23 protein-coding genes are annotated in these 26,020 nt (G+C 70.7%); 9 read left to right on the top strand and 14 right to left on the bottom strand.

Annotation, left to right across the window (positions count from 1 at the left end; translation table 11 throughout):
* Positions 1–45: 45 nt before the first annotated feature.
* Genes deoC through C0R66_RS13305 form a run of 3 tightly spaced genes read left to right on the top strand, consistent with a single transcriptional unit; the run spans position 46 to position 3,417 of the window.
* Positions 46–1,050, top strand: a complete 1,005-nt coding sequence (gene deoC / locus C0R66_RS13295; protein ID WP_241901441.1) for a deoxyribose-phosphate aldolase — start codon at positions 46–48, stop codon at positions 1,048–1,050.
* Positions 1,051–1,072: 22 nt separating this feature from the next.
* Positions 1,073–2,536: an aldehyde dehydrogenase family protein gene (locus tag C0R66_RS13300; RefSeq protein ID WP_199286684.1), complete on the top strand. Its 1,464-nt coding sequence runs from the start codon at positions 1,073–1,075 to the stop codon at positions 2,534–2,536.
* Entirely contained in the window at positions 2,533–3,417 is an 885-nt protein-coding gene (locus C0R66_RS13305; protein ID WP_101525106.1) for an aldehyde dehydrogenase family protein, read from the top strand. Before C0R66_RS13300 ends, C0R66_RS13305 begins: the two co-directional genes overlap by 4 nt.
* A gap of 46 nt (positions 3,418–3,463) precedes the next feature.
* On the opposite strand, the gene C0R66_RS13310 is transcribed toward C0R66_RS13305, so the two are convergent.
* Positions 3,464–5,083: a substrate-binding domain-containing protein gene (locus C0R66_RS13310; protein WP_101525107.1), complete on the bottom strand. Its 1,620-nt coding sequence runs from the start codon at positions 5,081–5,083 to the stop codon at positions 3,464–3,466.
* Positions 5,084–5,193: 110 nt separating this feature from the next.
* Here C0R66_RS13310 and C0R66_RS13315 point away from each other — a divergent pair, with 110 nt between their 5' ends.
* Positions 5,194–5,811 (top strand): ATP-binding protein, encoded by a 618-nt coding sequence (locus tag C0R66_RS13315; RefSeq protein ID WP_101526246.1) that lies wholly within the window; start codon positions 5,194–5,196, stop codon positions 5,809–5,811.
* On the top strand, positions 5,808–6,383 hold the full coding sequence (locus tag C0R66_RS13320; protein WP_101525108.1) for a hypothetical protein: 576 nt from the start codon (positions 5,808–5,810) through the stop codon (positions 6,381–6,383). Before C0R66_RS13315 ends, C0R66_RS13320 begins: the two co-directional genes overlap by 4 nt.
* A gap of 12 nt (positions 6,384–6,395) precedes the next feature.
* Here the strand turns inward: C0R66_RS13320 and C0R66_RS13325 are convergent, their stop codons facing one another.
* Positions 6,396–7,523, bottom strand: a complete 1,128-nt coding sequence (locus C0R66_RS13325) for an adenosine deaminase (RefSeq protein WP_101525109.1) — start codon at positions 7,521–7,523, stop codon at positions 6,396–6,398.
* An 86-nt stretch (positions 7,524–7,609) separates the two neighbouring features.
* Here C0R66_RS13325 and C0R66_RS13330 point away from each other — a divergent pair, with 86 nt between their 5' ends.
* The gene (locus C0R66_RS13330; RefSeq protein WP_101525110.1) at positions 7,610–8,062 is read left to right on the top strand and encodes a MaoC family dehydratase; all 453 of its coding nucleotides are present in this window, start codon (positions 7,610–7,612) and stop codon (positions 8,060–8,062) included.
* Between the two features lie 7 nt (positions 8,063–8,069).
* On the opposite strand, the gene C0R66_RS13335 is transcribed toward C0R66_RS13330, so the two are convergent.
* The 10 genes from C0R66_RS13335 to C0R66_RS13380 form a co-directional block, all read right to left on the bottom strand.
* The gene (locus tag C0R66_RS13335; protein WP_101525111.1) at positions 8,070–9,353 is read right to left on the bottom strand and encodes a thymidine phosphorylase; all 1,284 of its coding nucleotides are present in this window, start codon (positions 9,351–9,353) and stop codon (positions 8,070–8,072) included.
* 1 nt (position 9,354) lies between these two features.
* Complete coding sequence (locus C0R66_RS13340; protein WP_101525112.1) at positions 9,355–9,789, bottom strand: cytidine deaminase; 435 nt, start codon at positions 9,787–9,789, stop codon at positions 9,355–9,357.
* Between the two features lies 1 nt (position 9,790).
* Positions 9,791–11,092: an ABC transporter permease gene (locus C0R66_RS13345; RefSeq protein WP_101525113.1), complete on the bottom strand. Its 1,302-nt coding sequence runs from the start codon at positions 11,090–11,092 to the stop codon at positions 9,791–9,793.
* Complete coding sequence (locus C0R66_RS13350; RefSeq protein ID WP_101525114.1) at positions 11,089–12,294, bottom strand: ABC transporter permease; 1,206 nt, start codon at positions 12,292–12,294, stop codon at positions 11,089–11,091. Before C0R66_RS13350 ends, C0R66_RS13345 begins: the two co-directional genes overlap by 4 nt.
* Positions 12,291–13,811, bottom strand: coding sequence for an ABC transporter ATP-binding protein (locus C0R66_RS13355; RefSeq protein WP_101525115.1), 1,521 nt, complete (start codon positions 13,809–13,811; stop codon positions 12,291–12,293). The genes C0R66_RS13350 and C0R66_RS13355 overlap by 4 nt, the downstream gene beginning before the upstream one ends.
* A 195-nt stretch (positions 13,812–14,006) precedes the next feature.
* Entirely contained in the window at positions 14,007–15,077 is a 1,071-nt protein-coding gene (locus C0R66_RS13360; protein WP_101525116.1) for a BMP family lipoprotein, read from the bottom strand.
* A gap of 167 nt (positions 15,078–15,244) precedes the next feature.
* On the bottom strand, positions 15,245–16,456 hold the full coding sequence (locus C0R66_RS13365) for an amidohydrolase (protein ID WP_101525117.1): 1,212 nt from the start codon (positions 16,454–16,456) through the stop codon (positions 15,245–15,247).
* Between the two features lie 94 nt (positions 16,457–16,550).
* The gene (meaB, locus tag C0R66_RS13370; protein ID WP_199286685.1) at positions 16,551–17,564 is read right to left on the bottom strand and encodes a methylmalonyl Co-A mutase-associated GTPase MeaB; all 1,014 of its coding nucleotides are present in this window, start codon (positions 17,562–17,564) and stop codon (positions 16,551–16,553) included.
* Complete coding sequence (gene scpA, locus C0R66_RS13375; RefSeq protein WP_101525118.1) at positions 17,561–19,747, bottom strand: methylmalonyl-CoA mutase; 2,187 nt, start codon at positions 19,745–19,747, stop codon at positions 17,561–17,563. The genes meaB and scpA overlap by 4 nt, the downstream gene beginning before the upstream one ends.
* A complete protein-coding gene (locus tag C0R66_RS13380; RefSeq protein WP_101525119.1) occupies positions 19,744–21,468 on the bottom strand; it encodes a methylmalonyl-CoA mutase family protein in 1,725 nt (574 codons plus the stop codon). The genes scpA and C0R66_RS13380 overlap by 4 nt, the downstream gene beginning before the upstream one ends.
* Before the next feature lie 211 nt (positions 21,469–21,679).
* Here C0R66_RS13380 and C0R66_RS13385 point away from each other — a divergent pair, with 211 nt between their 5' ends.
* The 3 genes from C0R66_RS13385 to C0R66_RS13395 are packed head-to-tail and all read left to right on the top strand — an operon-like array spanning position 21,680 to position 25,140.
* Positions 21,680–22,363 carry a succinate dehydrogenase cytochrome b subunit gene (locus C0R66_RS13385; protein WP_275888065.1) on the top strand — a complete coding sequence of 228 codons (684 nt, stop codon included), beginning with the start codon at positions 21,680–21,682 and terminating at the stop codon, positions 22,361–22,363.
* Between the two features lie 15 nt (positions 22,364–22,378).
* Positions 22,379–24,394 (top strand): fumarate reductase/succinate dehydrogenase flavoprotein subunit, encoded by a 2,016-nt coding sequence (locus tag C0R66_RS13390; protein ID WP_101525121.1) that lies wholly within the window; start codon positions 22,379–22,381, stop codon positions 24,392–24,394.
* Positions 24,395–24,396: 2 nt separating this feature from the next.
* Positions 24,397–25,140, top strand: a complete 744-nt coding sequence (locus C0R66_RS13395) for a succinate dehydrogenase/fumarate reductase iron-sulfur subunit (RefSeq protein WP_101525122.1) — start codon at positions 24,397–24,399, stop codon at positions 25,138–25,140.
* Positions 25,141–25,257: 117 nt separating this feature from the next.
* On the opposite strand, the gene C0R66_RS13400 is transcribed toward C0R66_RS13395, so the two are convergent.
* Complete coding sequence (locus C0R66_RS13400; RefSeq protein ID WP_101525123.1) at positions 25,258–25,482, bottom strand: SCO4848 family membrane protein; 225 nt, start codon at positions 25,480–25,482, stop codon at positions 25,258–25,260.
* A complete protein-coding gene (locus C0R66_RS13405; RefSeq protein ID WP_240311540.1) occupies positions 25,479–26,015 on the bottom strand; it encodes a 2'-5' RNA ligase family protein in 537 nt (178 codons plus the stop codon). The genes C0R66_RS13400 and C0R66_RS13405 overlap by 4 nt, the downstream gene beginning before the upstream one ends.
* Positions 26,016–26,020 lie beyond the last annotated feature (5 nt).

Consider the following 26,020-nt stretch of genomic DNA (forward strand, 5'->3'; position numbering starts at 1 on the left):
CGTCAGGGTTCTCGTCCTGAGCACGGCCAACTCTATGCTGGGTGCGTGACAGCCACTTCTGCCTCAACGACGAGCGCGGGCCAGGCAGGACCAGACATCGGCGCATCGTTCGCCGACGTCACCGGGTCCGAGGCCTCGCTGCGCCGCTTCCTCCACGGCCTCCCGGGCGTCGACCAGGTCGGTTGTGAGGCGCGAGCCGCCACCCTGGGCACCCGGTCGATCAAGACCACTGCCAAGGCCCAGGCCCTCGACCTCGCGATCCGGATGGTCGACCTGACCACCCTGGAGGGCATGGACACCCCCGGCAAGGTGCGCGCGCTGTCGTCCAAGGCGATGCGCCCGGACCCCGCGGACCCGACCTGCCCCGCGGCCGCCGCGGTCTGCGTCTACCCCGACATGGTCGCGGTGGCCAAGGAGACCCTGGGCGACTCGGGCGTGCACGTCGCCTCCGTCGCGACCGCCTTCCCCAGTGGGCGGGCCGCGCTGGAGGTCAAGCTGGCCGACACCCGGACCGCCGTCGCCGCCGGCGCCGACGAGATCGACATGGTGATCGACCGGGGCGCGTTCCTCTCCGGGCGCTACCTGTCGGTCTTCGAGGAGATCGTGGCCACCCGTGAGGCCTGCGTGCGCCCCGACGGCACCGAGGCCCACCTGAAGGTCATCTTCGAGACCGGCGAGCTGCAGACCTACGACAACGTCCGTCGGGTCAGCTGGCTGGCGATGATGGCCGGCGCCCACTTCATCAAGACCTCCACCGGCAAGGTCCAGCCCGCTGCCACCCTGCCGGTCACGCTGATCATGGCCGAGGCGGTGCGGGACTTCCGTGAGCAGACCGGGCAGATGGTCGGGGTGAAGCCCGCCGGCGGCATCCGGACCAGCAAGGACGCCATCAAGTACCTGGTGATGGTCAACGAGACCTGCGGCCCGGACTGGCTCGACCCGGCCTGGTTCCGCTTCGGGGCCTCCACGCTGCTCAACGACCTGCTGATGCAGCGCACCAAGATGACGACGGGCCGCTACTCCGGCCCCGACTACTTCACCCTCGACTGAGTCACTGAGGAAGCACACACCCATGGTCAAGGTTCCCGAAGCCACCACGCCCGCGGCGTTGTTCGACTACGCCCCCGCTCCCGAGTCCCGAGCGATCCTCGACATCCGGCCCTCCTACGGCCTGTTCGTCGACGGGGAGTTCGTCGACGGTCACGGAGCCTCGTTCAAGACGGTCAACCCGGCCACCGAGGAGGTGCTCGCCGAGGTCTCAGCCGCCGACGCGTCCGACGTGGACGCCGCGGTGCGGGCCGCCCGCCGCGCCTACACCCGCGTCTGGTCGCGGATGAGCGGCCGGGAGCGGGCCAAGTACCTCTACCGGATCGCCCGGATCATCCAGGAGCGGGCCCGCGAGCTGGCCGTCCTGGAGTCGATCGACAACGGCAAGCCGATCCGGGAGAGCCGCGACGTCGACGTCCCCACCGCGGCCGCGCACTTCTTCTACTACGCCGGCTGGGCCGACAAGCTCGAGTACGCCGTCCCGGGCAACCGGGACCCGCGCCCGCTGGGGGTCGCCGGGCAGGTCATCCCCTGGAACTTCCCGCTGCTGATGCTGGCCTGGAAGATCGCTCCGGCGCTGGCGGCCGGCAACACGGTGGTGCTCAAGCCCGCCGAGACGACGCCCCTGAGCGCGCTGCTCTTCGCCGAGATCTGCCAGCAGGCCGACCTTCCGCCCGGGGTGGTCAACATCGTGACCGGCGCCGGCGAGACCGGCCGACTGCTGGTCGCGCACCCCGACGTCGACAAGGTGGCCTTCACCGGATCCACCGCGGTCGGTCGGGACATCGCCCGGACGATCGCCGGCACCGACAAGCGGGCCACCCTGGAGCTGGGCGGCAAGGCCGCCAACATCGTCTTCGACGACGCTCCGATCGACCAGGCCGTCGAGGGCATCGTCAACGGCATCTTCTTCAACCAGGGCCACGTCTGCTGCGCCGGCTCCCGCCTGCTGGTGCAGGAGAGCATCGCCGAGGACCTGCTCGCCCGCCTCAAGCGCCGCATGGCGACGCTGCGCATGGGCGACCCCCTGGACAAGAACACCGACGTGGGCGCCATCAACTCCAGCGAGCAGCTCTCGCGGATCCGCGAGCTGGCCGAGGTCGGCGACAGCGAGGGCGCCGAGCGCTGGCAGGTCTCCAGCGACCTGCCGAGCAAGGGCTTCTGGTTCCCGCCGACCATCTTCACCGGCGTCTCCCAGGCACACCGCATCGCGCGGGAGGAGATCTTCGGCCCGGTGCTGTCGGTCCTGACGTTCCGCACGCCCACCGAGGCGATCGAGAAGGCCAACAACACCCCCTTCGGCCTCTCGGCCGGGGTGTGGAGCGACAAGGGCTCGCGCATCCTGTGGGCCGCCAACCAGCTGCGCGCCGGTGTGGTGTGGGCCAACACGTTCAACAAGTTCGACCCCACGTCGCCGTTCGGCGGCTACAAGGAGTCGGGCTACGGCCGCGAGGGCGGCCGCCACGGACTGGAGGGGTACCTCAAGTGAGCACGACCAACAACGGCCGCGCCGCGGTGCGCAAGACCTGGAAGCTCTACATCGGCGGGGCGTTCCCCCGGTCCGAGTCGGGCTACTCCTACGTCGTCAACGACTCGAAGGGGACCTTCGTGGCCAACGCAGCCCTGGCCTCGCGCAAGGACGCCCGCGACGCGGTGACCCACGCGCGCAAGGCGTTCGCCGGATGGTCGTCGCGGACGGCGTACAACCGCGCACAGATCGTCTACCGGATCGCGGAGGTGATGGAGGACCGACGTCCGCAGTTCGTCGAGACGGTCCGTCAGTCCGAGGGCCTCAGTGCCAAGCAGGCCGACCAGGTCGTCGACGAGTCCATCGACCGCCTGGTCTGGTACGCCGGCTGGGCGGACAAGATCACCCAGGTCGTGGGCAGCGCCAACCCGGTCGCCGGCCCTTACTTCAACCTCTCCTCCCCCGAGCCCACCGGCGTGGTCGCGGTGGTGGCACCGCAGCAGTCCTCGCTGCTGGGGCTGGTCTCGGTGATCGCCCCGGTCATCGTCACCGGCAACACTGCGGTGGTGCTCAGCTCCGAGGCGCGGCCGCTCCCGGCGGTGACGTTCGCCGAGGTGCTGGCCACCTCGGACGTGCCCGGCGGCGTGGTCAACATCCTCACCGGCCCGTACGCCGGCACCGCGCCCTGGCTGGCTGAGCACATGGACGTCAACGCCGTCGACCTGACCGGCGTCGCGGGCGACCCCGAGGCCGCGACGGCCTACGAGGTCGCGGCGGCGGAGAACCTCAAGCGGGTGCTGCGCGCGCCCGCTGCCGAGCCCGACTGGTACGCCGACCAGGGCATCGACCGGATGACGACGTTCCTGGAGACCAAGACCGTCTGGCACCCGATCGGCATCTGAACGTGGGGCCGCCTGAACCGCGGCTCCACCCGCCCGGGACGGCTCCCTAGCGGGACAGCAGTGCCTTGGCGAACACGTCGAGCATGTCGCGGGGGTCCTCGGCGAGGAACGCCTGGCCCCCGGTGGCCTCGGAGATCCGACGCAGTGACGGCATGTCGGCGTCTGTGCCGATCCCCACCGAGATGATGCGCACCGGCCGGGACGGGTCGGCCGACTCCTTCAGCTCCTGCAGCAGCTTGGGCAGGCTGATCGAACCGGGGTCGTCGTTCGCGCCGTCGCTGAGCAGGATCACGGCGTTGAAGTAGTTCTTGTCGTAGTCCTTCACCGCCGCCCGATAGGCGTCGATCGTGGTGTCGTAGAGCCCCGTCCCGCCCTGGGTGATCGAGAGCAGGGTGGGGATGCGGTCCCTGAGGTAGTCGTAGTGCGACTGTCCCTGGCTCTGCTCGTTGAGTCGCTTGGTGGGCGCCAGCTGCCGCCAGTCCTGGCCGTTCCCACCCTGGTTGATGGAGAACGCCCACATGCCGACCTTGGCGTGCCGGGGGAACAGGTCCAGTGCCGTGACCGCGGCCTCCGAGGCCAGCTGCATCCGGGTCTCGCCCCCGCCCGCCGGGAAGTCCATCGACCCCGAGGCGTCGAAGACGGCCAGGATCGAGGACGGCACGCTCAGCACCTGCCACCCGCCGAGGGTGCGCAGCACCAGGTCCTCCGACGGCGGCTCGTCCGCGGTGACCTCACCGAGTCCGCTCGCCTGGGTCAGGGGGGCCAGGTCCGGCCCGCGCAGGCCGAGCCCGTCCAGGGTCCGCAGCCCGTCCTCGCTGGTGAACCAGTCGGCCAGGACCTGGCCGTACTCCTTGAGCGTGCTGTTGCTGTCCCAGGCGCCGGCCAGGGGGAAGTCGAGCACCGGGGCGGAGGTGCCGGCCGAGACCAGGGTCAGCGAGGCATTGGTCTTGCGCGCCTCCAGGAAGGTCTGCTCCGAGACCGGCACCAGCTGGGTCTCGTCCACGTCGATGTCGGCCAGGTCCACGGACTTGACCGGCCCGTCGACCAGGCGGGCGCCGAACTTCTGCGCCTGCGGGATCATCGAGAGCTGCGCCTCGACGGGGTCGGAGCCCTTCTCGAGCGCCTCGGCCATCGCGGAGGTGAGCGCCAGCGCGGACGCGGCGTCCACGGTCGGGTCGTTGAGCAGCAGCCGTCCCGAGGTCAGCGCGGCGCGCCAGGACGCCGGGCCCTGGGCGGTGGGCCCGGTGGCGAGCCCCACCGGGGAGCTGGCCAGGGACTCCTGGAGCAGGGCGGTGCTCACCCCGGAGGTGGCCAGCCGGCTGAGGCGCACGCTGGAGTCGGCGAACCACAGGTCGGGGCCCTCGTTCTTCGCGAACGAGCTCGACGTTGCTGCCGGGCTCTCCTCGACCACCTCCACCTGCGCGCAGGTGTTCTCCGGGGAGATGGCCTCGAGCGCCTGGTCCAGGGCGGGCCGCAAGGCGGGCACCACGCTGATCTTGACGTCGAAGGGCTCCTGACAGCTGCCGGCGGAGGCCTCCTCGCCCTTGAGCGGGCCGCCCATGGTCAGCCAGCCGACCGCCGCGATGACCGCCAGAAGGGCTCCGACGAGGAGGACCGGCGACGCGCCCTTCTCCTCGACGTCTTGCACATGGCGTCCAGCACGCATGGCAGTGGCCCCTTCAAATTACCGACAAGTAAGTGCTCTCGACCCGAGGATACGTGCGGGGAGGCACCGGCGACATCCTTTGCTGGCACACCGTCGGGCAGACTGTCGGGGTGCATGCTCGAGCCATCGTCCTCGCCGGCCCCTCCGGTGCCGGCAAGTCCCGACTCGCAGAGCGCCTCGGACTCCCTGTCCTGCGCCTCGACGACTTCTACAAGTCCGGAGAGGACCACACCCTCCCACGCATCCAGGGTGGCGCCAATGCTGGGCTCATCGACTGGGACGACCCCGCGTCATGGCACCTGCAGGCGGCCCTGGACGCCGTCGAGGCGCTGTGCCAAGCGGGGGTGGCCGAGGTGCCGGTCTACTCCATCCCCCACAACGCCTCGATCGGCACCCGCACGCTGCGCCTGGAAGGCCACCGGCTGTTCGTCGCCGAGGGCATCTTCGCCGCCGAGGTGGTCCCCTCCTGCCGCGACCAGGACCTCCTCGCCGCCGCGTTCTGCGTGCGCCAGCATCCGGTGCTGACCTTCTGGCGTCGGCTGACCCGGGACCTGCGCGAGCACCGCAAGCCGCCACTGGTGCTGCTGCGCCGAGGTACGGCGCTGCTGCGCGACCAGCGCCGCGTGGTCGAGCACGCCGTCTCCCGCGGCTGCCGCCCGGTCCGTCCCGACGAGGCCTTCGACGAGGTCTCCCAGATGGTCGTGGGAACCCAGCTGGAGCCACGGTGACCGGACGCTGGGGCGGCGAGCTCGCCCGGCTGGACCTGCGGCAGCCCGATCAGCGCTCCTGCGGCGCGGCGGTCCTCGTGCTCGCGGAGGCGCTCGGCAACGAGCGGTACGCCCGTCGGCTGGTGGCCGGTGGTCGTCCCCGCTTCGCCGCCGAGGTGCTGGCCATGCATCGACGCGTCACCTCGGCCGTCGACGTGGCGGGACGCCCCCAGCTGCCGTGGTGGCGTGCGGTGGGCACCCCTCCCTGGGCGGTGGCCCGACAGCTGTCCGGGCGGACCGGGGTGCCGCACGTGGTACGGGCGCTCTGGCCCCACCGTCGCCGCCGTCTCCTGGCCGCGGTCCGCGCCGCGGTGCTTGCCGGCCACCCCGTCCCGCTGTACGTCGGCACCTCGAGGCTGCCGCGCCACGTGCTGCTGGTGACCGGGGCCGGCCCCCAGCCCGGGGACCCGCTGTCGGTCTACGACCCGGCCCTGGGCCGGGCCCGACGGCTCCGCGCCCAGGAGCTGGTCACGGGGTCCCTGACCCAGGGTTGGGCGGTCCCGTGGTTCGTGGTGCTGCCTGCGTCGACCTGAGCTCAGCCCTGCTCAGCTCAGGAGGGCGTCGTACCCGGGCTTTATCACCCGGTCGATGATCTCCAGCCTCTGGTCGAACGGCAGGAACGCCGACTTCATCGCGTTGAGCGTGAACCAGCGCAGGTCGCTCAGGGAGTAGTCGAACGCCTCCACCAGGTCGAACATCTCCGCGGTCATCGAGGTGCCGCTCATCAGCCGGTTGTCGGTGTTGACCGTCACCCGGAACCGGAGCCGGGTGAGCAGGCCGATCGGGTGCTCGGCGATGGAGGCCACCGCGCCGGTCTGCACGTTGGAGGCGGGGCACATCTCGAGCGGGATCCGCTTGTCCCGGACGTAGGCGGCGAGCGGTCCGAGGCGGACCGATCCGTCGTCCGCGACGCGGATGTCGTCGATGATGCGCACGCCGTGACCCAACCGGTCCGCCCCGCACCACTGGATCGCCTCCCAGATCGACGGCAGCCCGAAGCCCTCACCGGCGTGGATGGTGAAGTGGCTGTTCTCCCGCTGCAGGTACTCGAAGGCGTCGAGGTGCCGGGTGGGCGGGAACCCCGCCTCCGCGCCGGCGATGTCGAAGCCCGCGACCCCGCGGTCGCGCCAGGCCACGGCCAGCTCGGCGATCTCCATCGAGCGTGCCTGGTGCCGCATCGCGGTCAGCAGCTGGCGGACCACGATGCGCCCGTCCGCGGCGGCCACCCCGGCGTCGAAGCCGGCCTGCACCGCGGCCACCACCTCGTCCAGGGTCAGACCTGCCTCGCCGTGCTGCTCGGGGGCGTAGCGCACCTCGGCGTAGACGATCCCGTCCGCCGCCAGGTCCTCCACGCACTCGCGCGCCACCCGGGTCAGCGACGCGGCGGTCTGCATGACCGCCACGGTGTGGTCGAAGGTCTCCAGGTAGCGCTCCAGGCTGCCGGAGTCCGCGGACTGGGTGAACCAGGCGCCGAGGGCCTCGGCTTCCGCGGCCGGCAGCTCGTGGCCCACCTCGGCGGCGAGCTCGACCACGGTCTGCGGCCGCAGCCCACCGTCGAGGTGGTCGTGCAGGAGGACCTTGGGAGCGCGGCGTACCTCTTCGCGCGACGGCAGGCGGGGCGCCGGCGCGGGGGCCGACGAGTGGTCTGGGGAGGGGGGAGGTGTGATGGACATCCCGGACATCCTGCCCCACGGCAGGTTGATAGGTTCAGCCCAACCCGACCGCCCCGCGGTCACCAGGCTTGGGCGAAGGGACACACGTGCGCACTTTCAACACTCTCCAGGAAGTCGTCGCAGCTGCCGGCGAGGAGCTCGGCACCGGCGACTGGCTCCAGATCGACCAGGAGCGGGTCAACCAGTTCGCCGAGGCGACCGGGGACCACCAGTGGATCCACGTCGACGTCGAGCGGTCGGCGCAGGGTCCGTTCGGCGGCACCATCGCCCACGGCTACCTCACCCTCTCCCTGATCCCGGCGCTGGGCATGGGCGTCTTCGAGCTGGAGACCCCGGGCGCCAAGCTCAACTACGGGGTCAACAAGGTGCGGTTCCCGATGCCGCTGCGCGTCGGCAAGCGGGTGCGCTCGCACATCTCGATGGGCGAGGTCACCGAGCTGCCGACCGGCGTGCAGATGGTGCTCAAGCACACCGTGGAGATCGAGGGCGAGGCCAAGCCGGCCTGCGTCGCCGAGACGGTCGTGCTGCTGCTGCCCTGAGGGCCGCTCAGCTGATCCGGTCGATCACCAGGGCCTGCGGGGTGTACGACGCGGCGTCGCCGACGTCGTAGCCGCCCTCCAGGGAGGCCAGCGCCCGCTCGAAGCGCTCCGGCTCGTCGGTCAGCAGGGTGAACAGGGGTGCTCCCTGGGTGACCTGGTCACCGGGCCGGGCGTGCCAGACCACACCGGCCCCGGCCTGCACCGGGTCCTCCTTGCGGGCCCGGCCGGCCCCGAGCCGCCAGGCCGCCATCCCGACGGCCATCGCGTCCAGCCGGGTCAGCACCCCGGTCGTCGGCGCGGTGACCACGTGGGACTCCCGTGCCGTGGGCAGCGCGGCGTCGGGGTCCCCGCCCTGGGACCGGATCATCTGCTTCCAGGCGTCCATCGCGGAGCCGTCGGCGAGCTTGTCGGCCGGGTCGACGTCGGTGACCCCCGCCCCGGCGAGCATCTCTCGCGCCAGTGCCAGGGTCAGCTCGACCACGTCGGCGGGCCCGCCCCCGGCCAGCACGTCGACGGACTCCGCGACCTCGATGGCGTTGCCGGCCGTCAGCCCCAGCGGGGTGGACATGTCGGTCAGCAGTGCGACGGTGTGCACCCCGGCGTCCTTGCCCAGCGCCACCATGGTGGTCGCGAGCTCGCGCGCCCGGTCCAGGTCCTTCATGAACGCTCCGGTGCCGACCTTCACGTCGAGGACCAGGGCGCTGGTGCCCTCCGCGATCTTCTTGCTCATGATGGAGGAGGCGATCAGCGGCATCGCCTCCACCGTGCCGGTGACGTCGCGCAGGGCGTAGAGCTTCTTGTCGGCCGGCGCCAGACCGTCGCCGGCGGCGCAGATCACGGCGCCCACGGACTCCAGCTGCGCCAGCAGCTCGTCGTTGCTCAGTGCGGCGCGCCATCCCGGCACCGCCTCGAGCTTGTCCAGCGTGCCGCCGGTGTGACCGAGCCCGCGGCCCGAGAGCTGCGGCACCGCCACGCCGCAGGCGGCGACCAGCGGCGCCAGCGGCAGGGTGATCTTGTCGCCCACGCCGCCGGTGGAGTGCTTGTCGGCGGTGGGTCGGCTCAAGGAGGAGAAGTCCATCCGCTCGCCCGAGGCGATCATCGCGGCGGTCCAGCGCGCGATCTCACGCTGGTCCATCCCGTTGAGCAGGATCGCCATCGCCAGGGCCGACATCTGCTCGTCTGCCACCTGCCCGCGGGTGTAGGCGTCGATCACCCAGTCGATCTGGCTGTCGCTGAGCTGGCCACGCTCGCGCTTGGTGCTGATCACCTCGACGGCGTCGTGTGATGCCACGTCAGGTCTCCTTGAAGTCGGTGGGGAGGTCGTTGGGCCCGAACGCGTCGGGAAGTACTTGGTCCATGGTTCTGATGCCGGACACCGTCCACAGCAGCAGCTCCGCTCCCCCGTGCTCGAACAGCAGCTGGCGGCACCGGCCGCACGGCATGATGATCTGCGCCTGACCGTTGACGCAGACGAAGTGCGTCAGCCGGCCTCCCCCGCTGGCGTGCAGCTGGGAGACCAGCCCGCACTCGGCGCACAGCCCCACGCCGTACGAGGCGTTCTCCACGTTGCAGCCCACCAGCACCGTCGCGGTGCCGTCGGGCCGCTGCACCCGGGCGGCGGCACCCACCTGGTAGCGGCTGTACGGCGCGTACGCGTGGGCGGCAATCTCCACCGCCCGCTCGCGCAGGGCGTCCCAGTCGTCGAGGGACCACGAGGGAGCAGCCACGTCAGCTCTTCACGTAGGGCTCGCCATCGGCCGCCGGTGGACGGACCCGTCCCACGAATCCGGCGACGGCGATGACCGTGGCCAGGTAGGGCGAGGCGCGCAGCAGCTCGCCGGGGATCCGGTCCAGGAACGCCAGCTGGGACTGCAGCGTCCACATGAAGCCGAAGAAGAGCGCCGCCAGGGAGGCGAAGACCGGGTGCCAGCGGCCCATGATGACCGCCGCCAGGGCGATGAAGCCGTTGCCGGCCGAGGCCCCGTTGTCGAAGCTGCCCGTCGACCCCACGGTGAAGAACGCCCCGCCGAGGCCGGCGAACACGCCGCCGAGGAGCACCGCCTGCCAGCGCACCCGGTTGACCTTGATGCCCACGGTGTCGGCGGCCTTGGGGTGCTCGCCCACGGCGCGCACCCGCAGCCCCCACTTGGTCTGGAACAGCAGCCAGGTGACCAGCACGACGGAGAGGTACATCAGGTAGACCAGCAGGGTCTGGCTGAAGAGGGTGGGACCGATGACCGGGATGTCGGAGAGCACCGGGATGTCGATCCGCGGCAGGATCAACGGCTCGTTGAGGTAGCCCTTGATCTCGGGGTCGTTGGGGATCTGGCTGAGCAGGAAGCTGGTCAGTCCGGTGGCCAGCGCGATGAGCACCACGCCCAGCACCACCTGGTTGACGAGGTAGCGCATCGCGAAGACGGCGAGCAGGGCGCTCATCGCGACGCCGGCGAGCACGCCCCCGAGCAGGCCGACCTCGGCGTTGTAGGCCAAGGAGGAGGCCACCGCGGCGAAGAACGCGCCCATCAGGAACTGGCCCTCGATGGCGATGTTGATCACCCCGGCCCGCTCGCACAGCACCCCGGCCAGCGCGCCGAACACCAGCGGCGTGGCGAGGCGGATGGTGCCGGGCAGCGGGTTGGTCATCACGATGGAGCCGGCAACCTCCTGGTCGGCGTAGGCCCAGACCAGGAATCCGGCGAAGAACGCCAGACCCACCGCCAGGTGGACCACGAGCCCGACCCAGGTGCGCGGCACCCGGTTGAGCGCGGCGAGCGCCAGCGCCAGCACCGAGACCACGAGGGCGGGCCAGAGCACGAGGAAGCCGTCGAGCTCCCCCGGCGGGTGCTCCTTGCGGTTCACCGTCGGCTCGAGGGTGTAGGAGACGGTGGCGTCGTTGGTGGTCAGCGCGAAGACGACCAGCGCCAGCACCGCCAGCGCGTAGACGACCACCAGCCTCACCTGCCGCCGTACGTCGGCTCGGTCGCGCACCTGGACGTCGCCGGTGGTGCTCACAGCAGTCGCGGCGCTCATCCGCCCCATCCCTTCGCCATCACGGTGGATCCGGCGCTGCGCGTCCGGAGCCGGGTCATGCCACGTACCAGGGCCGGTGCGGCCACGAAGAGCACGATCAGGGCCGACAGCACTTGCGCGAGCTCCTTGGGGGTGCCAGCCGAGGCCTGCATCGCCACTCCGCCCACGCTGAGCGCCCCGAAGAGCAGGCCGGCCAGCACGGTGCCCAGCGGCGTGGCGCGGCCCAGCAGCGCCACCGTGATCGCGTCGAAGCCGACGCTGCCGGCCAGCGTCGGGCTCAGCGAGGACTGGTCGCCCAGCACCTGCATGGTGGCGCCCAGGCCCGCCAGGGCGCCGGCGAGCAGCATCGCCACGGTGAACACCTTGGAGACGTTCATCCCCGCGGTGCGCGAGGCCTCGGCGTTGGCGCCCACGGCGCGCAGCTCGAAGCCCAGGGTGCTGCGCTCGAGCAGCCACCACACCACGACGGCCGCGAGCAGGGCGAGGCCCACCCCGAGGTGGATGTCGAACACGCTGCCGAAAGTGGCCGAGTCCGCCACCGGGGGTGACTGGGTGTTGTCGCTGCCGGGGCGCTGGAAGGCGTCCTTGCTCAGGGCGTACAGCAGGATCGAGGCGGCCACGTAGTTGAGCATGATGGTGGTGATCACCTCGTGCGCACCGGTGCGGGCCTTGAGGAAGCCCACGAGACCACCCCACAGCGCGCCCCCGGCGATGCCGGCGACCAGCGCGACGAGCATGTGGATGCCCGCGGGCAGGTCCCAGGAGAAGCCGACGTAGCCCGCGGCGAGGAACCCGAAGACCATCTGTCCGGTGGCGCCGATGTTGAACAGGCCGGCCCGGAAGGCCAGCGAGACACCGAGCCCGGAGCAGATCAACGGGGCCGAGCGCTCCAGGGTGGTGCTGATCCGGTCCCAGCTGCCGACCGACCCACGTACCAGAGCGGAGTAGGAGGAGGAGATCGCGTCCCACGAGGCGGAGAAGAAGTCCGCGGGATAGCTGAACAGATAGGGCAGCGCCTCGATCGCGTCCTGGTCGCTCAGCACCACCAGCACGGCGCCGATCACCAGGGCGATCACGATGGCGGCCAGCGTCTCCACCATCGTGGGCAGCCAGGTGACCGGGCTGGTCGGCTCGGCCTTCTCCACGGTCGCGGGGTCGGGCTTGGGATCCGTGCCGCTGGCCACGGGGGTCTCGGGACTCATGCGCTCACCTCGGTGGGCTCGTCCGCGACGCCGGCCATCAGCAGGCCGATCTTCTCGCGGGGGATGTCGGGGGTGACCGTGCCGACGATGCGGCCGTCGTACATGACCGCGATGCGGTCGGACAGGGCATAGATCTCGTCCAGCTCGGTGGAGACGATGACGACTGCGGTGCCGCGGTCCCGCTCGGCGATGATCCGCTTGTGGATGAACTCGATGGAGCCCACGTCCACGCCACGGGTCGGCTGGGAGGCGACGAGCACCTTCAGCGGCCGGGAGAACTCCCGGGCCACGACGACCTTCTGCTGGTTGCCGCCGGAGAGGGAGCTCACCGGCGTCTCCCGGCTCTCGGTCCGGATGTCGAACTCCTCGATCCGGGCGTCGGCGTTCTGGGAGATCGCGTCCAGTCGCAGCGCGGGGCCGCGTGAGAACTCCGGAGAGCGGTACAGGTCCAGGATGAGGTTCTCCCGCACGCTGAACGTCCCGACGTAGCCGTCGTGCGAGCGGTCCTCGGGGATGTAGCCGATGCCGGCGTCCAGGCTCTCCTTCGGGCCGTACCGGGAGATGTCCTCCCCGGCCAGCCGCACCACGCCCGCGTCTGGGCGGACCAGGCCGAGCAGAGCCTTGATGAGCTCGGTCTGGCCGTTGCCCTGGACCCCGGCGATGCCGAGCACCTCACCGGCCCGGGCAGTCAGGGACACGTCCTTGACCACCTGGTGTCCCCGGGGATCCACCACGGTCAGGTTCTCCACGCTCAGCACGTCCGCACCGGTCTGGGGCGCGTCCTTGTCCACTACGAGCTTTACCTCGCGACCCACCATCATCTCGGCAAGCTCGGCCTCGGGGGCACCGGGGTCCGCGGTGCCCACCACCCGACCACGACGGATCACGCTGATCCGGTCACCGACGGCCTTGACCTCGCGCAGCTTGTGGGTGATGAAGATGATGGAGGTGCCCTGGGCCTTGAGCGAGCGCATGATCTCCATCAGCTCGTCGATCTCCTGCGGCGTCAGCACCGCGGTGGGCTCGTCGAGAATCAGCACCTTGGCGTCGTGGGAGAGGGCCTTGATGATCTCCACACGCTGCTGCACCCCGACGGGCAGGTCCTCCACCAGACGGTCCGGATCGACTGCCAGGCCGTAGCGCGAGGACAGCTCGCGGACTGTCTGCGCAGCCTTCGCGCGGTTCAGCAGTCCGGGTCCGCGGGTGTGCTCACGTCCCAGCATGACGTTCTCGGCCACCGTGAAGACCGGGACCAGCATGAAGTGCTGGTGCACCATCCCGATGCCCGCCGTGATGGCGTCGCTCGGCGAGGAGAAGGTGACGGGCTCGCCGTCGACGAGGATGCGTCCCTCGGACGGGTCCAGCAGCCCGTAGAGCATGTTCATCAACGTCGACTTGCCGGCGCCGTTCTCCCCCAGCAGGCAGTGGATCTCCCCGGGCTCGATCGTCAGATCGATGCTGTCGTTGGCCGTGAAGGAGCCGAACCGCTTGGTCAACCCCTGGATCTCGAGCCTCAAAGAAGTCCCTCTCGACTTGCCGATGACAGTTGGAACGGCAGTGAATCAGCAGTGAATCAGCAGCACAGCCCAGCGCCCGCGCGAGGACGGGCCTGGCAATGACAGTAGAACGAAAGACAGCCGAACGCCGACGCCGGGGCAGGGAAACGGGTCCCCACCCCGGCGTCGTGCGTGTCCAGGCGACTGGACCGGTGATCAGCCGATCTTGATGTCGCCCGAGATGATCTGCTCGCGGAGCTCGGCGATCTTGTCGGCGACCTCGGAGTCGACCTCGTCGGAGAGGTCGGCCAGGCTGACGCCGCCGTTCTCCAGCGTGCCGACGTACAGCTCGTTGCTGAACTCCTCGTCCATGGAGGCCTTGATGGACTCCTCAACGGCGACGTCCATCGCCTTGACGACCGAGGTCAGCAGGATGTCGCAGTACTCGGCGGCCGAGACGCAGCCGTCGGTGTCGACCCAGATGGCGTTGACGTCGGCGTCCTTGGCGGCCTGCAGGCCACCGAGGCCGGCGGGACCGGCGACCGGGAAGATGATGTCAGCGCCCTGGCCGATCATCTGCTCGGCGATCGCCTGGCCCTTGGTCTTGTCGTCGAAGTCATCGGTGAACGAGCCGGACTTGCCGTCCCAGCCGAGGAGCTTGACGTCGGCGTCCTCGTCCTCGTTGTACTTCTCCACGCCCTGGCGGAAGCCCTCCATGAAGATCGTCACGGTGGGGATGTTCATGCCGCCCAGGGTGCCGACGGTGCCGGACTCGGTGGTGGCGGCGGCCAGGTAGCCGGCCAGGAAGGAGTTCTCGTCGGTGTTGAAGATGATGCCCTTGACGTTCTTGGGAGCCTTGTCGTAGGCGAAGTCGACGATGGAGAAGTCGACGTCCTTGTGCTTCTTCGCGGCAGCCAGGGTGGCGTCGCCCAGCAGGAACCCGACGGTGGTGATGGAGTCGCAACCCTGGGAGACGAGCGCCTCGATGTTGTCGCCGTACTCGCTGTCGGAGTGGGACTCGACCTCACCGGTCTGCACACCCAGGTTCTTCGCGGCGTTCTCCATGCCGTCGTGCGAGGTCTGGTTGAACGACTTGTCGTCGAAGCCGCCCGAGTCCGAGACCATGCAGGCCTTGAAGTCGACCTGCTCGGCCGGCGCGGAGGCGCTCGCCGAGGCGGACGGGGTCTTGGTGTCGTCGTCGGCCTCGTCAGCCGGACGGTCGCCACAAGCGGCGAGGGTGAGGGCAGCGATGCTGACCACTGCGGCGATACGGGCCGTCTTGAACACGGCGCCTCCTGATCTTTGGTTGCTCGCGCCAGACGGCGCACATCGGGGTCACAGTAATACCCGGCAAACCTCCGCGAGCGCCGGGAGCCACTTCGTTATCGGAGGGTGACCAACGTGTGTCCGACCCGACTCAGACGGGGCTCGGGCGGGGCTCGGGCGGAGTGCTGCTAGGAGGCGAGTGCGACGACAGCGGCCTCGGCCAGCACCCGGGCTCCGATCGTGACCGCGCCCTCGTCCACCCGCAGGTTCCCCTGGTGCAGGTCGTACGTCGGCCCGCCCGGAGTGCGGGTCCCGAGCCGCCCCATGGCGCCGGGCACCCGGTCCAGGTACCAGCCGAAGTCCTCCCCGCCCAGGCTCTGGCGGGTGGGCACGCGGCCCTGGCTGCCGAGCACCTCCTCGACCGCGCGCCCCAGCACGTCGGTGGCGCGCGCAGCGTTGACCACCGGCGGCACCCCTCGCTGGTAGGAGATCTCGGCGGTAACCCCGTAGGGGGCGATGATCTCCCCGATCAGGCTGCGCACCACTTGCTCGGCCTCCGCCCAGGCGCCCGCGTCGAGCATCCGCACGGTGCCCGCGACCTCACCGGCCCCGGGGATGACGTTGTGTGCCGACCCGGCGTGGATGCGTCCCCACACCACGCTCGCTCCCGCCCTCGGGTCGAGCCTGCGGGAGAGGATGGCGGGGAGCTCGGTGACCAGCTTGGCCAGGGCGAAGGTGAGGTCCTCGGTGAGGTGCGGGCGCGAGGTGTGCCCGCCCTTGCCGTACAGCCGGACGCTGAGTGCGTCGGCCGCGCCCGTCAAGGGGCCCACCCGGAGCCCCACCATGCCGACGTCGAGGCTGGGGTCGCAGTGCAGCCCGAAGATCTCGTCCACGTCGTCCAGGGCCCCGTGGGCGAGCAGGTGCAGCGCCCCGCCGGGCATGACCTCCTCGGCAGGCTGGAAGATCAGCCGCACCCGGCCGTGCAGGAGACCGCGGTGCTGCACCTCCGAGAGGGCCAGCCCGGCACCGATCAGCGAGGTCACGTGGACGTCGTGCCCGCACGCGTGCGCCACACCGGGGACCGTGCTGACCCAGGGGTCCTCGATCAGGTCCTCCACCGGCAGCGCGTCGAGGTCGGCGCGCAGCGCCACGGTGCGACCGGGGGCGCCGAGGTCGGCGACCAGTCCGCCGCCCTCGACGCGATGCACCTGCCATCCGGTGTCCTCGAGATGGGACATCACCACGCCACTGGTGCGGGACTCGGCCCAGGACAGCTCGGGGTGGGCGTGCAGGTCCCGGCGCAGATCGACCAGTTGGTCGGCGTACTTGGTCACCACCTCGTCGATCACCCCCGAGGCGGAATCGGTCGGGGGCGCGGGTTCGGAGGACAGAGGAGGCATCGGACCTAGGTTACGTTGCCCGGCTCCCAGGGGCGCGTACCCGCGCACCCCACGGACACCCGGCTCGCCGGTGCCCGTCTGGGGTGATCCAGGCTCAGCCCTGGTCGCCCAGGTAGGCACCCAGGATCCGGTCGGCCGCCTCGGGCGCCCCCATCCGGCCGCCCAGCACCTCGGCACGCACCTCGTCGCGGATCCGCGCCACTCCCGAGGAGCGCCGCAGCCGCTGCTCCAGCTCGTCGCGCACCAGGGCCCAGGTGAACTCCAGCTGCTGCTCGGCGCGCTTGGCCGCCAGGCCCTCGGCGGCCAGGTGCTCGCGGTGGCCGAGGACCCGCTGCCAGACGTCCTGGACTCCGGCGCCGGTCAGGCCCGAGCAGGTCACCACGGGCGGAGCCCACTCCTTGGCGCCGCGCACCAGGCGCAGCGCCCCTGCCAGCTCGCGAGCCGCCACCCGCGCCTGTGCCTCGTGCTCTCCCCCGTCGGAGGAGTCGGCCTTGTTCACCGCCACCACGTCGGCGATCTCCAGGATGCCCTTCTTGATGCCCTGCAGCTGGTCGCCGGTGCGGGCGATGGTGAGGAACAGGAAGGTGTCGACCATCCGCGACACGGTGATCTCGGACTGCCCCACCCCCACGGTCTCGACCAGCACCACGTCGTAGCCGGCGGCCTCCAGCACGGTCATCGCCTGGCTGGTCGCGCGGGCGACGCCGCCCAGGGTGCCGGCCGACGGCGAGGGCCGGATGTAGGCGTTCGGGTCGACGGTGAGCCGCGACATCCGGGTCTTGTCGCCCAGCACCGACCCGCCGGTGCGCACGCTCGAGGGGTCGACCGCCAGCACGCCGACCCGCCTGCCCTGCTCGGTGAGCAGCGTGCCGAGCGACTCGATGAAGGTGGACTTGCCGACGCCGGGCACCCCGGAGATGCCCACCCGCACCGCCAGCGGCGCGGCCCCGGGCGCCGGCGCGAGCTCGGTGAGCAGCTCACGCGCCAGCGCCCGGTGGTCGGGCCGCGAGGACTCCACCAGGGTGATGGCCCGCGAGATCGCGGCGCGCCTGCCCTCACCGATCCCGGCGGCGAGCTCGGCGACGTCCACCCCGGGGCGCACCGTCACCGGGAGGGGGACTCGTCGTCACGTCCGCGGAGCCGCGTCAGCAGCCCCAGCGCACTCTCGGCGATGACCGTCCCGGGCAGGAACACCTCCGCCGCCCCCATCTCCCGCAGCGTCGCCACGTCGTCGGGCGGGATCACGCCGCCGATGACGATCATGATGTCGGGGCGGCCCTGCTCGGCCAGCGCCTGCTTCAGCGCGGGCAGGAGCGTGAGGTGGCCGGCGGCCAGGGACGAGACGCCGACGATGTGCACGTCGGCGTCCACCGCCTGCTGGGCGACCTCCTCGGGGGTGGAGAACAGCGGGCCCACGTCGACGTCGAAGCCGAGGTCGGCGAACGCGGTGACCACCACCTTCTGGCCGCGGTCGTGACCGTCCTGGCCCATCTTGGCCACCAGGATCCGGGGGCGGCGCCCCTCCTCCTCCTCGAAGTCGGCCGTCGCCGCGAGCACCTGCGCGACCTTGCTCTCGCCTTCCTCGCCCATCCTGGCCTCGTCCCGGTAGACACCGCTGATCGTGCGGATCACCGCCTGGTGGCGGCCGTAGACCTTCTCCAGCGCATCCGAGATCTCGCCGACCGTCGCCTTGGCCCGGGCCGCGTCGACGGCGAGGGAGAGCAGGTTGCCGTCCAGGCTCCCGCCGTCGTGGCCCCGCTCGGCGGAGGCGGTGAGGGCGTCGAGCGTGCGGCGCACCTCGTCGTCGTCCCGCTCCGCGCGCAGCCGCTCCAGCTTGGCGATCTGCTGCTTGTAGACCTCGTTGTTGTCGACCCGCAGCACCTCCAGCGGGTCCTCGTCGGCCAGCCGGTAGGTGTTGATCCCGATCACGGCCTGGGTCCCGGCGTCGATGCGGGCCTGGGTCCGGGCCGCCGCCTCCTCGATCCGCATCTTGGGGATGCCCTGCTCGATGGCCTTGGCCATCCCGCCGGCGGCCTCGGCCTCCATGATGTGCGCCCAGGCCTTCTCGGCCAGGTCGTGGGTGAGCTTCTCCACGTAGTAGGAGCCGGCCCAGGGGTCGATGACCTCGCCGGTGCGCGACTCCTGCTGGAGCAGCAGCTGGGTGTTGCGCGCGATGCGGGCCGAGAAGTCGGTCGGCAGCGCGATCGCCTCGTCCAGGGCGTTGGTGTGCAGCGACTGGGTGTGGCCCTGGGTCGCGGCCATCGCCTCGATGCAGGTGCGCTGGACGTTGTTGAACACGTCCTGCGCGGTGAGGCTCCAGCCGCTGGTCTGGCTGTGCGTGCGCAGGCTCAGCGACTTGGGGTTCTTCGGCTCGAACTCGGCGACCAGCCGGGCCCACAGGGCCCGGGCGGCCCGCATCTTGGCGACCTCCATGAAGAAGTTCATCCCGACCGCCCAGAAGAAGCTGAGCCGCGGCGCGAAGTGGTCGATGTCGAGCCCGGCCGCGAGCCCGGCACGGATGTACTCCACGCCGTCGGCCAGCGTGTAGGCCAGCTCCAGGTCGGCCGTCGCCCCGGCCTCCTGCATGTGGTAGCCGGAGATCGAGATGGAGTTGAAGCGCGGCATCCGCTGGCTGGTGTAGGCGAAGATGTCGCTGATGATCCGCATGCTCGGCAGCGGCGGGTAGATGTAGGTGTTGCGGACCATGAACTCCTTGAGGATGTCGTTCTGGATCGTCCCCGCGAGCTGCTCCGGCTTCACCCCCTGCTCCTCCGCCGCGACGATGTAGAGCGCGAGCACCGGAAGGACGGCGCCGTTCATGGTCATCGAGACCGACATCTGGTCCAGCGGGATGCCGTCGAACAGGGTCCGGGTGTCGTAGATGGAGTCGATGGCCACCCCGGCCATCCCGACGTCGCCGCGCACCCGCGGGTGGTCGGAGTCGTAGCCGCGGTGGGTGGCCAGGTCGAAGGCCACGCTGAGCCCCTTCTGACCTGCCGCCAGGTTGCGGCGGTAGAAGGCGTTGGACTCCTCCGCGGTGGAGAACCCGGCGTACTGGCGGATCGTCCACGGCTGGGTGGTGTACATCGTCGGGTAGGGACCGCGCAGGAACGGGCTCAGGCCGGGCCAGGTGTCCAGCGCGTCCAGGCCCTCGAGGTCCTCGGGCCCGTAGACCGGCGCGATGTCGATGCCCTCGGGAGAGAGCCAGGGCTCGCGGTCCCCGGCCGGCTGGGTGCCGTGGCCGGCGCCGCCGTCGAGCGGCAGTCCGGCGAAGCTGTCGGGAATGGTCATGACAGGGCCTCTCGGGTTCGGGTCAGGAAGTCGAGGGCGTCCACGCCCATGGCGCAGGAGTCGTCCACCCCGAGGTCACCGGGCTTGCCGGCCACGATCACCCGGGTGGCGCCGGCCTCGCGCAGCGCGGCGACCAGGGGCTGTCCCCACTCGGCGTACGTCGGGTCGGTGCCGGCGAGCACCACCACGGGCTGCCCGGCGTACGCGGCCAGCACGGCGTCGACGCCGCTGGTGGGACCCGCGACGTCCACCGCGATGCCCCCCGCGGCGAGCAGGTTGGTGGCGAAGGTGGCCCGAGCGGTGTGCTGGGCGACCGGACCGAGGGTGGCCAGGAAGACGGTCCGCTCGGCCGGGGAGTCACGCAGCGCCTCGAACGGCGCGCCGTAGCGGCGTACGGCGTCGCTGGAGGGATGAGGGGTGCGCGGGGGCAGCGTCTCGGCGAGGTTGGGGAACTCGCTGAGCCCGGTCAGGGGACGCTTGCGGCGGGCGATCTCGGCGTCGCGCACGGCCACGACGGCCTCGATCCGGCTCTGCAACGAACCGTCGGCGGACGCGGCGGCCAGGCCGCCGGCCTCCTCGATCCTGGTCAGCTCCTGCCAGGCGGCATGGGCCAGGTCGTCGGTGAGCCTCTCCACCGCGTAGGAGCCGCCGGCGGGGTCGGTGACCGCCGCCACGTGGCTCTCGGCGAGCAGCAGCGCGGAGGTGTTGCGTGCGTTGCGGCGGCCCAGTGCGTCCGGCAGCCCCAGGGGCGCGTCGAACGGCAGCACGGTGAGCGAGTCGGCGCCGGCGACACCGGCGGCGAAGGCGGCGACGGTGGTGCGCAGCATGTTGACCCAGGGGTCGTACTTGCTCATCATCGGTCGGCTGGTGACCACGTGCTGACGCATCACGCCGGCTTCGGTCGAGCCGCCGCTGAGCTCCACCACGCGGCTCCACACCCGGCGAGCGGCGCGCAGCTTGGCGATGGTGGGGAACTGCTCGTCGGTCGCGGCGTACCGGAACTCCAGCAGGCCCAGGGCCTGCTCCAGCTCCAGGCCGGCCGCGGTGAGGGTGCGCAGCGCCGCGATGCCCGCGGCCAGCGACCAGCCCAGCTCCTGGGCGTCGCTGGCGCCGAGGTCGTGGATCCGTGTCGCGTCGACCACCACGCCCAGGGTGCCGGCCTCCAGGGCCAGCCGGGCGACCTCGACCAGGTGGTCGTCGTCCCAGGCGGCACCGAGGTTGGTGCCCGCGGCGGGGGCGGTCTCCCCCAGCAGGTCCAGCAGCGCGCGAGCGGCGCCCAGCCGGTCCGCCGGCGCGTCCAGCACCACCGGCGCCAGGTCCAGCAGCACCCCGGACAGCAGCGCCGGGAGGTCGTCGACCTCCACGCCCTGGCCCAGCTCGAGCCACAGGGAGCTGACGCCCCCGTTGAGGTCCACCAGCGCGGCCTCGTTGGCGGCCTTGGCGTCCGGCCCGACGAAGTGGGCGCGGACGTCCCAGTCGCCGGCGCGCACGGGGCGCCCCTGCGTGGTCACCGACGCGGCGTCGGCGGCCGTCCCGATGGGCGCCACCTCGATCCCGTCGAGGGTGGTGCGGGCGAGCTTGCGCCAGACGAGGGCGTCCGGGTCCTCATCGCTCATCCGGCCGGACTTGCGGAGCACCGCGGCAGTGGCGCGCTCCCAGTCCGCAGCCGTCGCGGCCTCGTCCGGGGACGCCAGCGCGAGTCTGTCGTGGGGTGGGGTCATGAGCGGCAGGATAGGCCGGGCCGCGCCGGGCCCGGTGCGGTGGTCTACATGCCAGACCCCTCGGAGAGGCCCCGGCAGCAGGGCTCCGCCGTCCCGGCAAATGGTGACCGGCCGGTAACCGGGCGTATGTCACACAGCCGCCTTCACACCTTCGGCAGGACGCGCGGTACCGTGCCCTCTTGTGGCAACCCAACTCACCTCCCGAACCCTCGTGAAGGGTTCCCGGTCGACGCGTTCGACGATTGCACTCAAGATCACCATGGCCGTGAGCGGACTGGTATTCATCGGATACCTGCTCCTGCACATGTACGGCAACCTCAAGGTCTTCGCGGGCCACGACGCGTTCAACGAGTACGCGCACCACCTGCGGACCCTCGGCGAGCCGATGCTGCCCGAGAACGGCCTGCTGTGGGTGCTGAGGGTGGTGCTCCTGGTCTCGCTGGTGGCCCACGTGTACGCCGCGGTCGTGCTGACGCTCCGGGCCCAGAAGGCGCGACCGACCAAGTACGCGGTCAAGAAGAACATCCACTCCTCGCTCTCCTCGCGCACCATGCGCTGGGGCGGGCTGACCCTGCTGCTCTTCCTGATCTGGCACCTGCTGCACTTCACGGTGGGCAAGGTCAACCCCGCGGGCGGCGAGACCAACGACCCGTTCAACCTCGTCTACGAGTCCTTCGAGCTGTGGTGGATGTCGCTGATCTACGTCCTGGCCATGCTCGCCCTCGGCATGCACCTGCGCCACGGCACGTGGAGCGCCGCCCAGACGCTGGGCCTGACCAACACCGCCAGGTCCCGGGCCCGCGCCAAGGCCGCGGGCTGGGTGGTCGCCGTCGTGATCGCCGGCGGCTTCATCCTCGTCCCGCTCTCCATCCTCCTCGGCATCGTCTCCAAGTAAGGAACCCCCGACCCCATGGCTCTCCTGGACGGAACCACCCAGCTCAACAAGCCACCGGTGCAGGTCTCCGACGACGCCCGCGGCTACTACACCCTCGGTGAGCCCCTGGTCGACCCGGTCACCCCGACCGGCCCGATCAAGGACCGCTGGACCACCCGCAAGTTCGACAACCGCCTGGTCAACCCGGCCAACCGCCGCAAGATGAGCGTGATCATCGTCGGCACCGGCCTGGCCGGTGGCGCCGCCGCCGCCACGCTCGGCGAGGCCGGCTACCTGGTGAAGTCCTTCTGCTTCCAGGACTCCCCGCGCCGGGCCCACTCGATCGCCGCCCAGGGCGGCATCAACGCCGCCAAGAACTACAAGGAGGACGGCGACTCCACCCACCGCCTGTTCTACGACACGGTCAAGGGCGGCGACTACCGCTCGCGCGAGTCCAACGTCTACCGCCTCGCCGAGGTCAGCGCCAACATCATCGACCAGTGCGTGGCCCAGGGCGTCCCGTTCGCCCGGGAGTACGGCGGCCTGCTCGACAACCGCTCCTTCGGCGGCGTCCAGGTCTCCCGCACCTTCTACGCCCGCGGCCAGACGGGTCAGCAGCTGCTGATCGGCGCCTACCAGGCCATGGAGCGCCAGGTGGCGGCCGGCACCGTGCAGCAGTTCACCCGGCACGAGATGCTCGAGATCATCCTGATCGACGGCAAGGCCCGCGGGATCATCGCCCGCGACCTGGTCACCGGTGAGATCCAGACGCACCTCGCGGACGCCGTCGTGCTGGCCTCCGGCGGCTACGGCAACGTCTTCTACCTCTCCACCAACGCGATGGGCTCCAACGTCACCGCGGGCTGGCGGGCACACCGCAAGGGCGCCTACATGGCGAACCCCTGCTACACCCAGATCCACCCCACCTGCATCCCGGTCTCCGGGGAGCACCAGTCCAAGCTGACGCTGATGTCGGAGTCGCTGCGCAACGACGGTCGCATCTGGGTGCCCAAGAAGGCCGAGGACTGCGAGAAGGACCCGCGCGACATTCCCGAGGGGGACCGCGACTACTACCTGGAGCGGATCTACCCGGCGTTCGGCAACCTGGTCCCCCGCGACATCGCCTCCCGCCAGGCCAAGAACATGTGCGACGAGGGCCGCGGCGTCGGCCCCAAGGTCGGCGACTTCCGGCGCGGGGTCTACCTCGACTTCGCCGACGCGATCGCCCGCCTGGGCGAGGACGGCATCCGGGAGAAGTACGACAACCTGTTCGACATGTACGCCCGGATCACCGGTGAGAACCCGTACGAGACGCCGATGCGGATCTACCCCGCCGTGCACTACGTGATGGGCGGTCTGTGGGTGGACTACCACCTCCAGTCCAACATCCCGGGGCTGTTCGTGGCCGGCGAGGCCAACTTCTCCGACCACGGTGCCAACCGTCTCGGCGCCTCGGCGCTGATGCAGGGCCTGGCTGACGGCTACTTCGTGCTGCCGAACACGATCCGCGACTACCTCGCGGACGCCCCCTTCGAGCGGATCGACGAGTCCCACCCCGACGTGGTCGCGGCGCGCACCGACGTCGAGAGCCGGATCTCCACCTTCCTCTCCATCAACGGCACCCGCAGCGCCGACAGCTTCCACAAGGAGCTCGGCACGATCATGTGGGAGTACTGCGGCATGGAGCGCAGCGAGGAGGGCCTGCGCAAGGCGATCGACCTGATCCGTGAGCTCAAGGCCAGCTTCTGGACCGACCTGAAGGTCCTGGGCACCGCCGACACGCTCAACCAGAGCCTGGAGAAGGCCGGCCGAGTGGCCGACTTCATCGAGCTCGGTGAGCTCATGTGCATCGACGCCCTGAACCGCCGCGAGTCCTGCGGCGGCCATTTCCGTGCCGAGTCCCAGACCGAGGACGGCGAGGCGCTGCGTCACGACGAGGAGTTCGCCTACGTCGCCGCGTGGGAGTGGGGCGGCGACAACGGCCAGCCCGTGCTGCACAAGGAAGACCTGATCTACACGGCCATCGAGATGAAGCAGCGGAGCTACAAGTGAGCATGAACCTGACCCTGAAGATCTGGCGCCAGCCGGACGCGACGACCGACGGTGCCATGCACACCTACCAGGTGTCCGACATCTCCGACGACATGAGCTTCCTGGAGATGCTGGACGTCCTCAACGAGCAGCTGAACGAGAAGGGCGAGGAGCCGATCGCGTTCGACTCCGACTGCCGCGAGGGCATCTGCGGCATGTGCGGCCTGATGATCAACGGCCAGGCGCACGGCCCCGAGGTCACCACGACCTGCCAGCTGCACATGCGCTCGTTCTCCGACGGCGACGTCATCACGATCGAGCCGTGGCGCGCGGAGTCGTTCCCGGTGATCAAGGACCTCGTGGTGGACCGTGGGGCCTTCGACCGGATCATCCAGTCCGGCGGCTACATCTCCGCCAACACCGGCTCGGCCCCGGAGGCCAACTCCGTTCCCGTCCCGCGGGACAAGGCGATGCGGTCGTTCAACATGGCCACCTGCATCAGCTGCGGCGCCTGCGTGGCGGCCTGCCCCAACGGCTCGGCCTCGCTGTTCCTCGGCGCCAAGATCACCCACCTCGGGGAGCTGCCCCAGGGCCAGCCCGAGCGCGACGCCCGTGTCGTGGAGATGGTCGGCCAGCACGACCACGAGGGCTTCGGAGGCTGCACCAACATCGGTGAGTGCACCGCTGCCTGCCCCAAGGAGATCCCGCTCGACGTGATCTCCCAGCTCAACAAGGACCTGCGCACCGCCATGAAGCACGGCCACTGACGCAGCGCCAGCACACCTGCACGACACCAAGACCCGGTCCCTTCCCAGGGACCGGGTCTTCGTCGTCCGCACGGGCCCGAGGCCCGACTCAGCAGCGCTCGCAGCTCTCGGCAGCGCTCAGGAGCGGGTCGCCCGCCAGGCCTTCCAGCCCAGGGAGCCCAGGACCGCCGCGATCGCGAAGTTGACCACGATCAGGATCGTGTGGGCCACCCAGTAGCCCGTCGCACGGTCCTCCCCCGCGTCGTACGCCGTCCAGAGGTTTCGGGCGAAGTTGCCGAAGGAGAAGACGTTCCAGGCGGCGACGGTCAGCAGCAGGACCGCGTGGCGACGCTCGAACCTCATGACCCCTCCCCTCCGAGCCGGAAGGCCCTGGTGGGGACCCAGCCCTGGTCGCCGGAGTGGTGGTAGAGGTGGAACTCAGAGGCCTCGAAGAGGCAGTCGAAGCTCGCCAGCTCCTCGAAGGCGCGGTCGAGCAGCGGGTCCTCGAGGTGGTGGGCGACGGTGACGTGCGGGTGGTAGGGGAACTCCAGCTCGACGCGCAACGGCCCCTGGCGCACGGCCTGGGCCAGGCGCTCGCAGCCGGAGATGCCCTGGACCACGGTCACGAAGACCACCGGCGAGATCGGCCGGAACGTCCCGGTGCCGCGCAGGTGGATCCGGAAGGCCTCGTGATCACGGGCCACACCTTCCAGGTGCCGCTCCACCCGGTCGAGCTCGGAGTGCGGCACCGTCAGCGGCGGGATCAGCGTGATGTGGGTGGGGATGCTCGATGCGGTCTCGTCCCCGAGCGAGGTGCGGTAGTCCTGGAGCTGGGTCGCCCAGGGCTCGGGGATCGCGATCGCGACGCCGATCGTCTGCACGTCGTTGGTCTGCACGAGGC

Source organism: Nocardioides houyundeii, assembly GCF_002865585.1.
GTDB lineage: Bacteria > Actinomycetota > Actinomycetes > Propionibacteriales > Nocardioidaceae > Nocardioides > Nocardioides houyundeii.

Excerpts from the sequence above, each read along its gene's own strand:
- C0R66_RS13300 (WP_199286684.1), top strand. The coding sequence starts at position 1,073 with ATGGTCAAGGTTCCCGAAGCCACCACGCCCGCGGCGTTGTTCGACTAC.
- C0R66_RS13310 (WP_101525107.1), bottom strand. The coding sequence starts at position 5,083 with ATGCGTGCTGGACGCCATGTGCAAGACGTCGAGGAGAAGGGCGCGTCG.
- C0R66_RS13325 (WP_101525109.1), bottom strand. The coding sequence starts at position 7,523 with ATGTCCATCACACCTCCCCCCTCCCCAGACCACTCGTCGGCCCCCGCG.
- C0R66_RS13345 (WP_101525113.1), bottom strand. The coding sequence starts at position 11,092 with ATGAGCGCCGCGACTGCTGTGAGCACCACCGGCGACGTCCAGGTGCGC.
- C0R66_RS13350 (WP_101525114.1), bottom strand. The coding sequence starts at position 12,294 with ATGAGTCCCGAGACCCCCGTGGCCAGCGGCACGGATCCCAAGCCCGAC.
- C0R66_RS13365 (WP_101525117.1), bottom strand. The coding sequence starts at position 16,456 with ATGCCTCCTCTGTCCTCCGAACCCGCGCCCCCGACCGATTCCGCCTCG.
- scpA (WP_101525118.1), bottom strand. The coding sequence starts at position 19,747 with ATGACCATTCCCGACAGCTTCGCCGGACTGCCGCTCGACGGCGGCGCC.
- C0R66_RS13380 (WP_101525119.1), bottom strand. The coding sequence starts at position 21,468 with ATGACCCCACCCCACGACAGACTCGCGCTGGCGTCCCCGGACGAGGCC.
- C0R66_RS13390 (WP_101525121.1), top strand. The coding sequence starts at position 22,379 with ATGGCTCTCCTGGACGGAACCACCCAGCTCAACAAGCCACCGGTGCAG.
- C0R66_RS13395 (WP_101525122.1), top strand. The coding sequence starts at position 24,397 with ATGAACCTGACCCTGAAGATCTGGCGCCAGCCGGACGCGACGACCGAC.
- C0R66_RS13400 (WP_101525123.1), bottom strand. The coding sequence starts at position 25,482 with ATGAGGTTCGAGCGTCGCCACGCGGTCCTGCTGCTGACCGTCGCCGCC.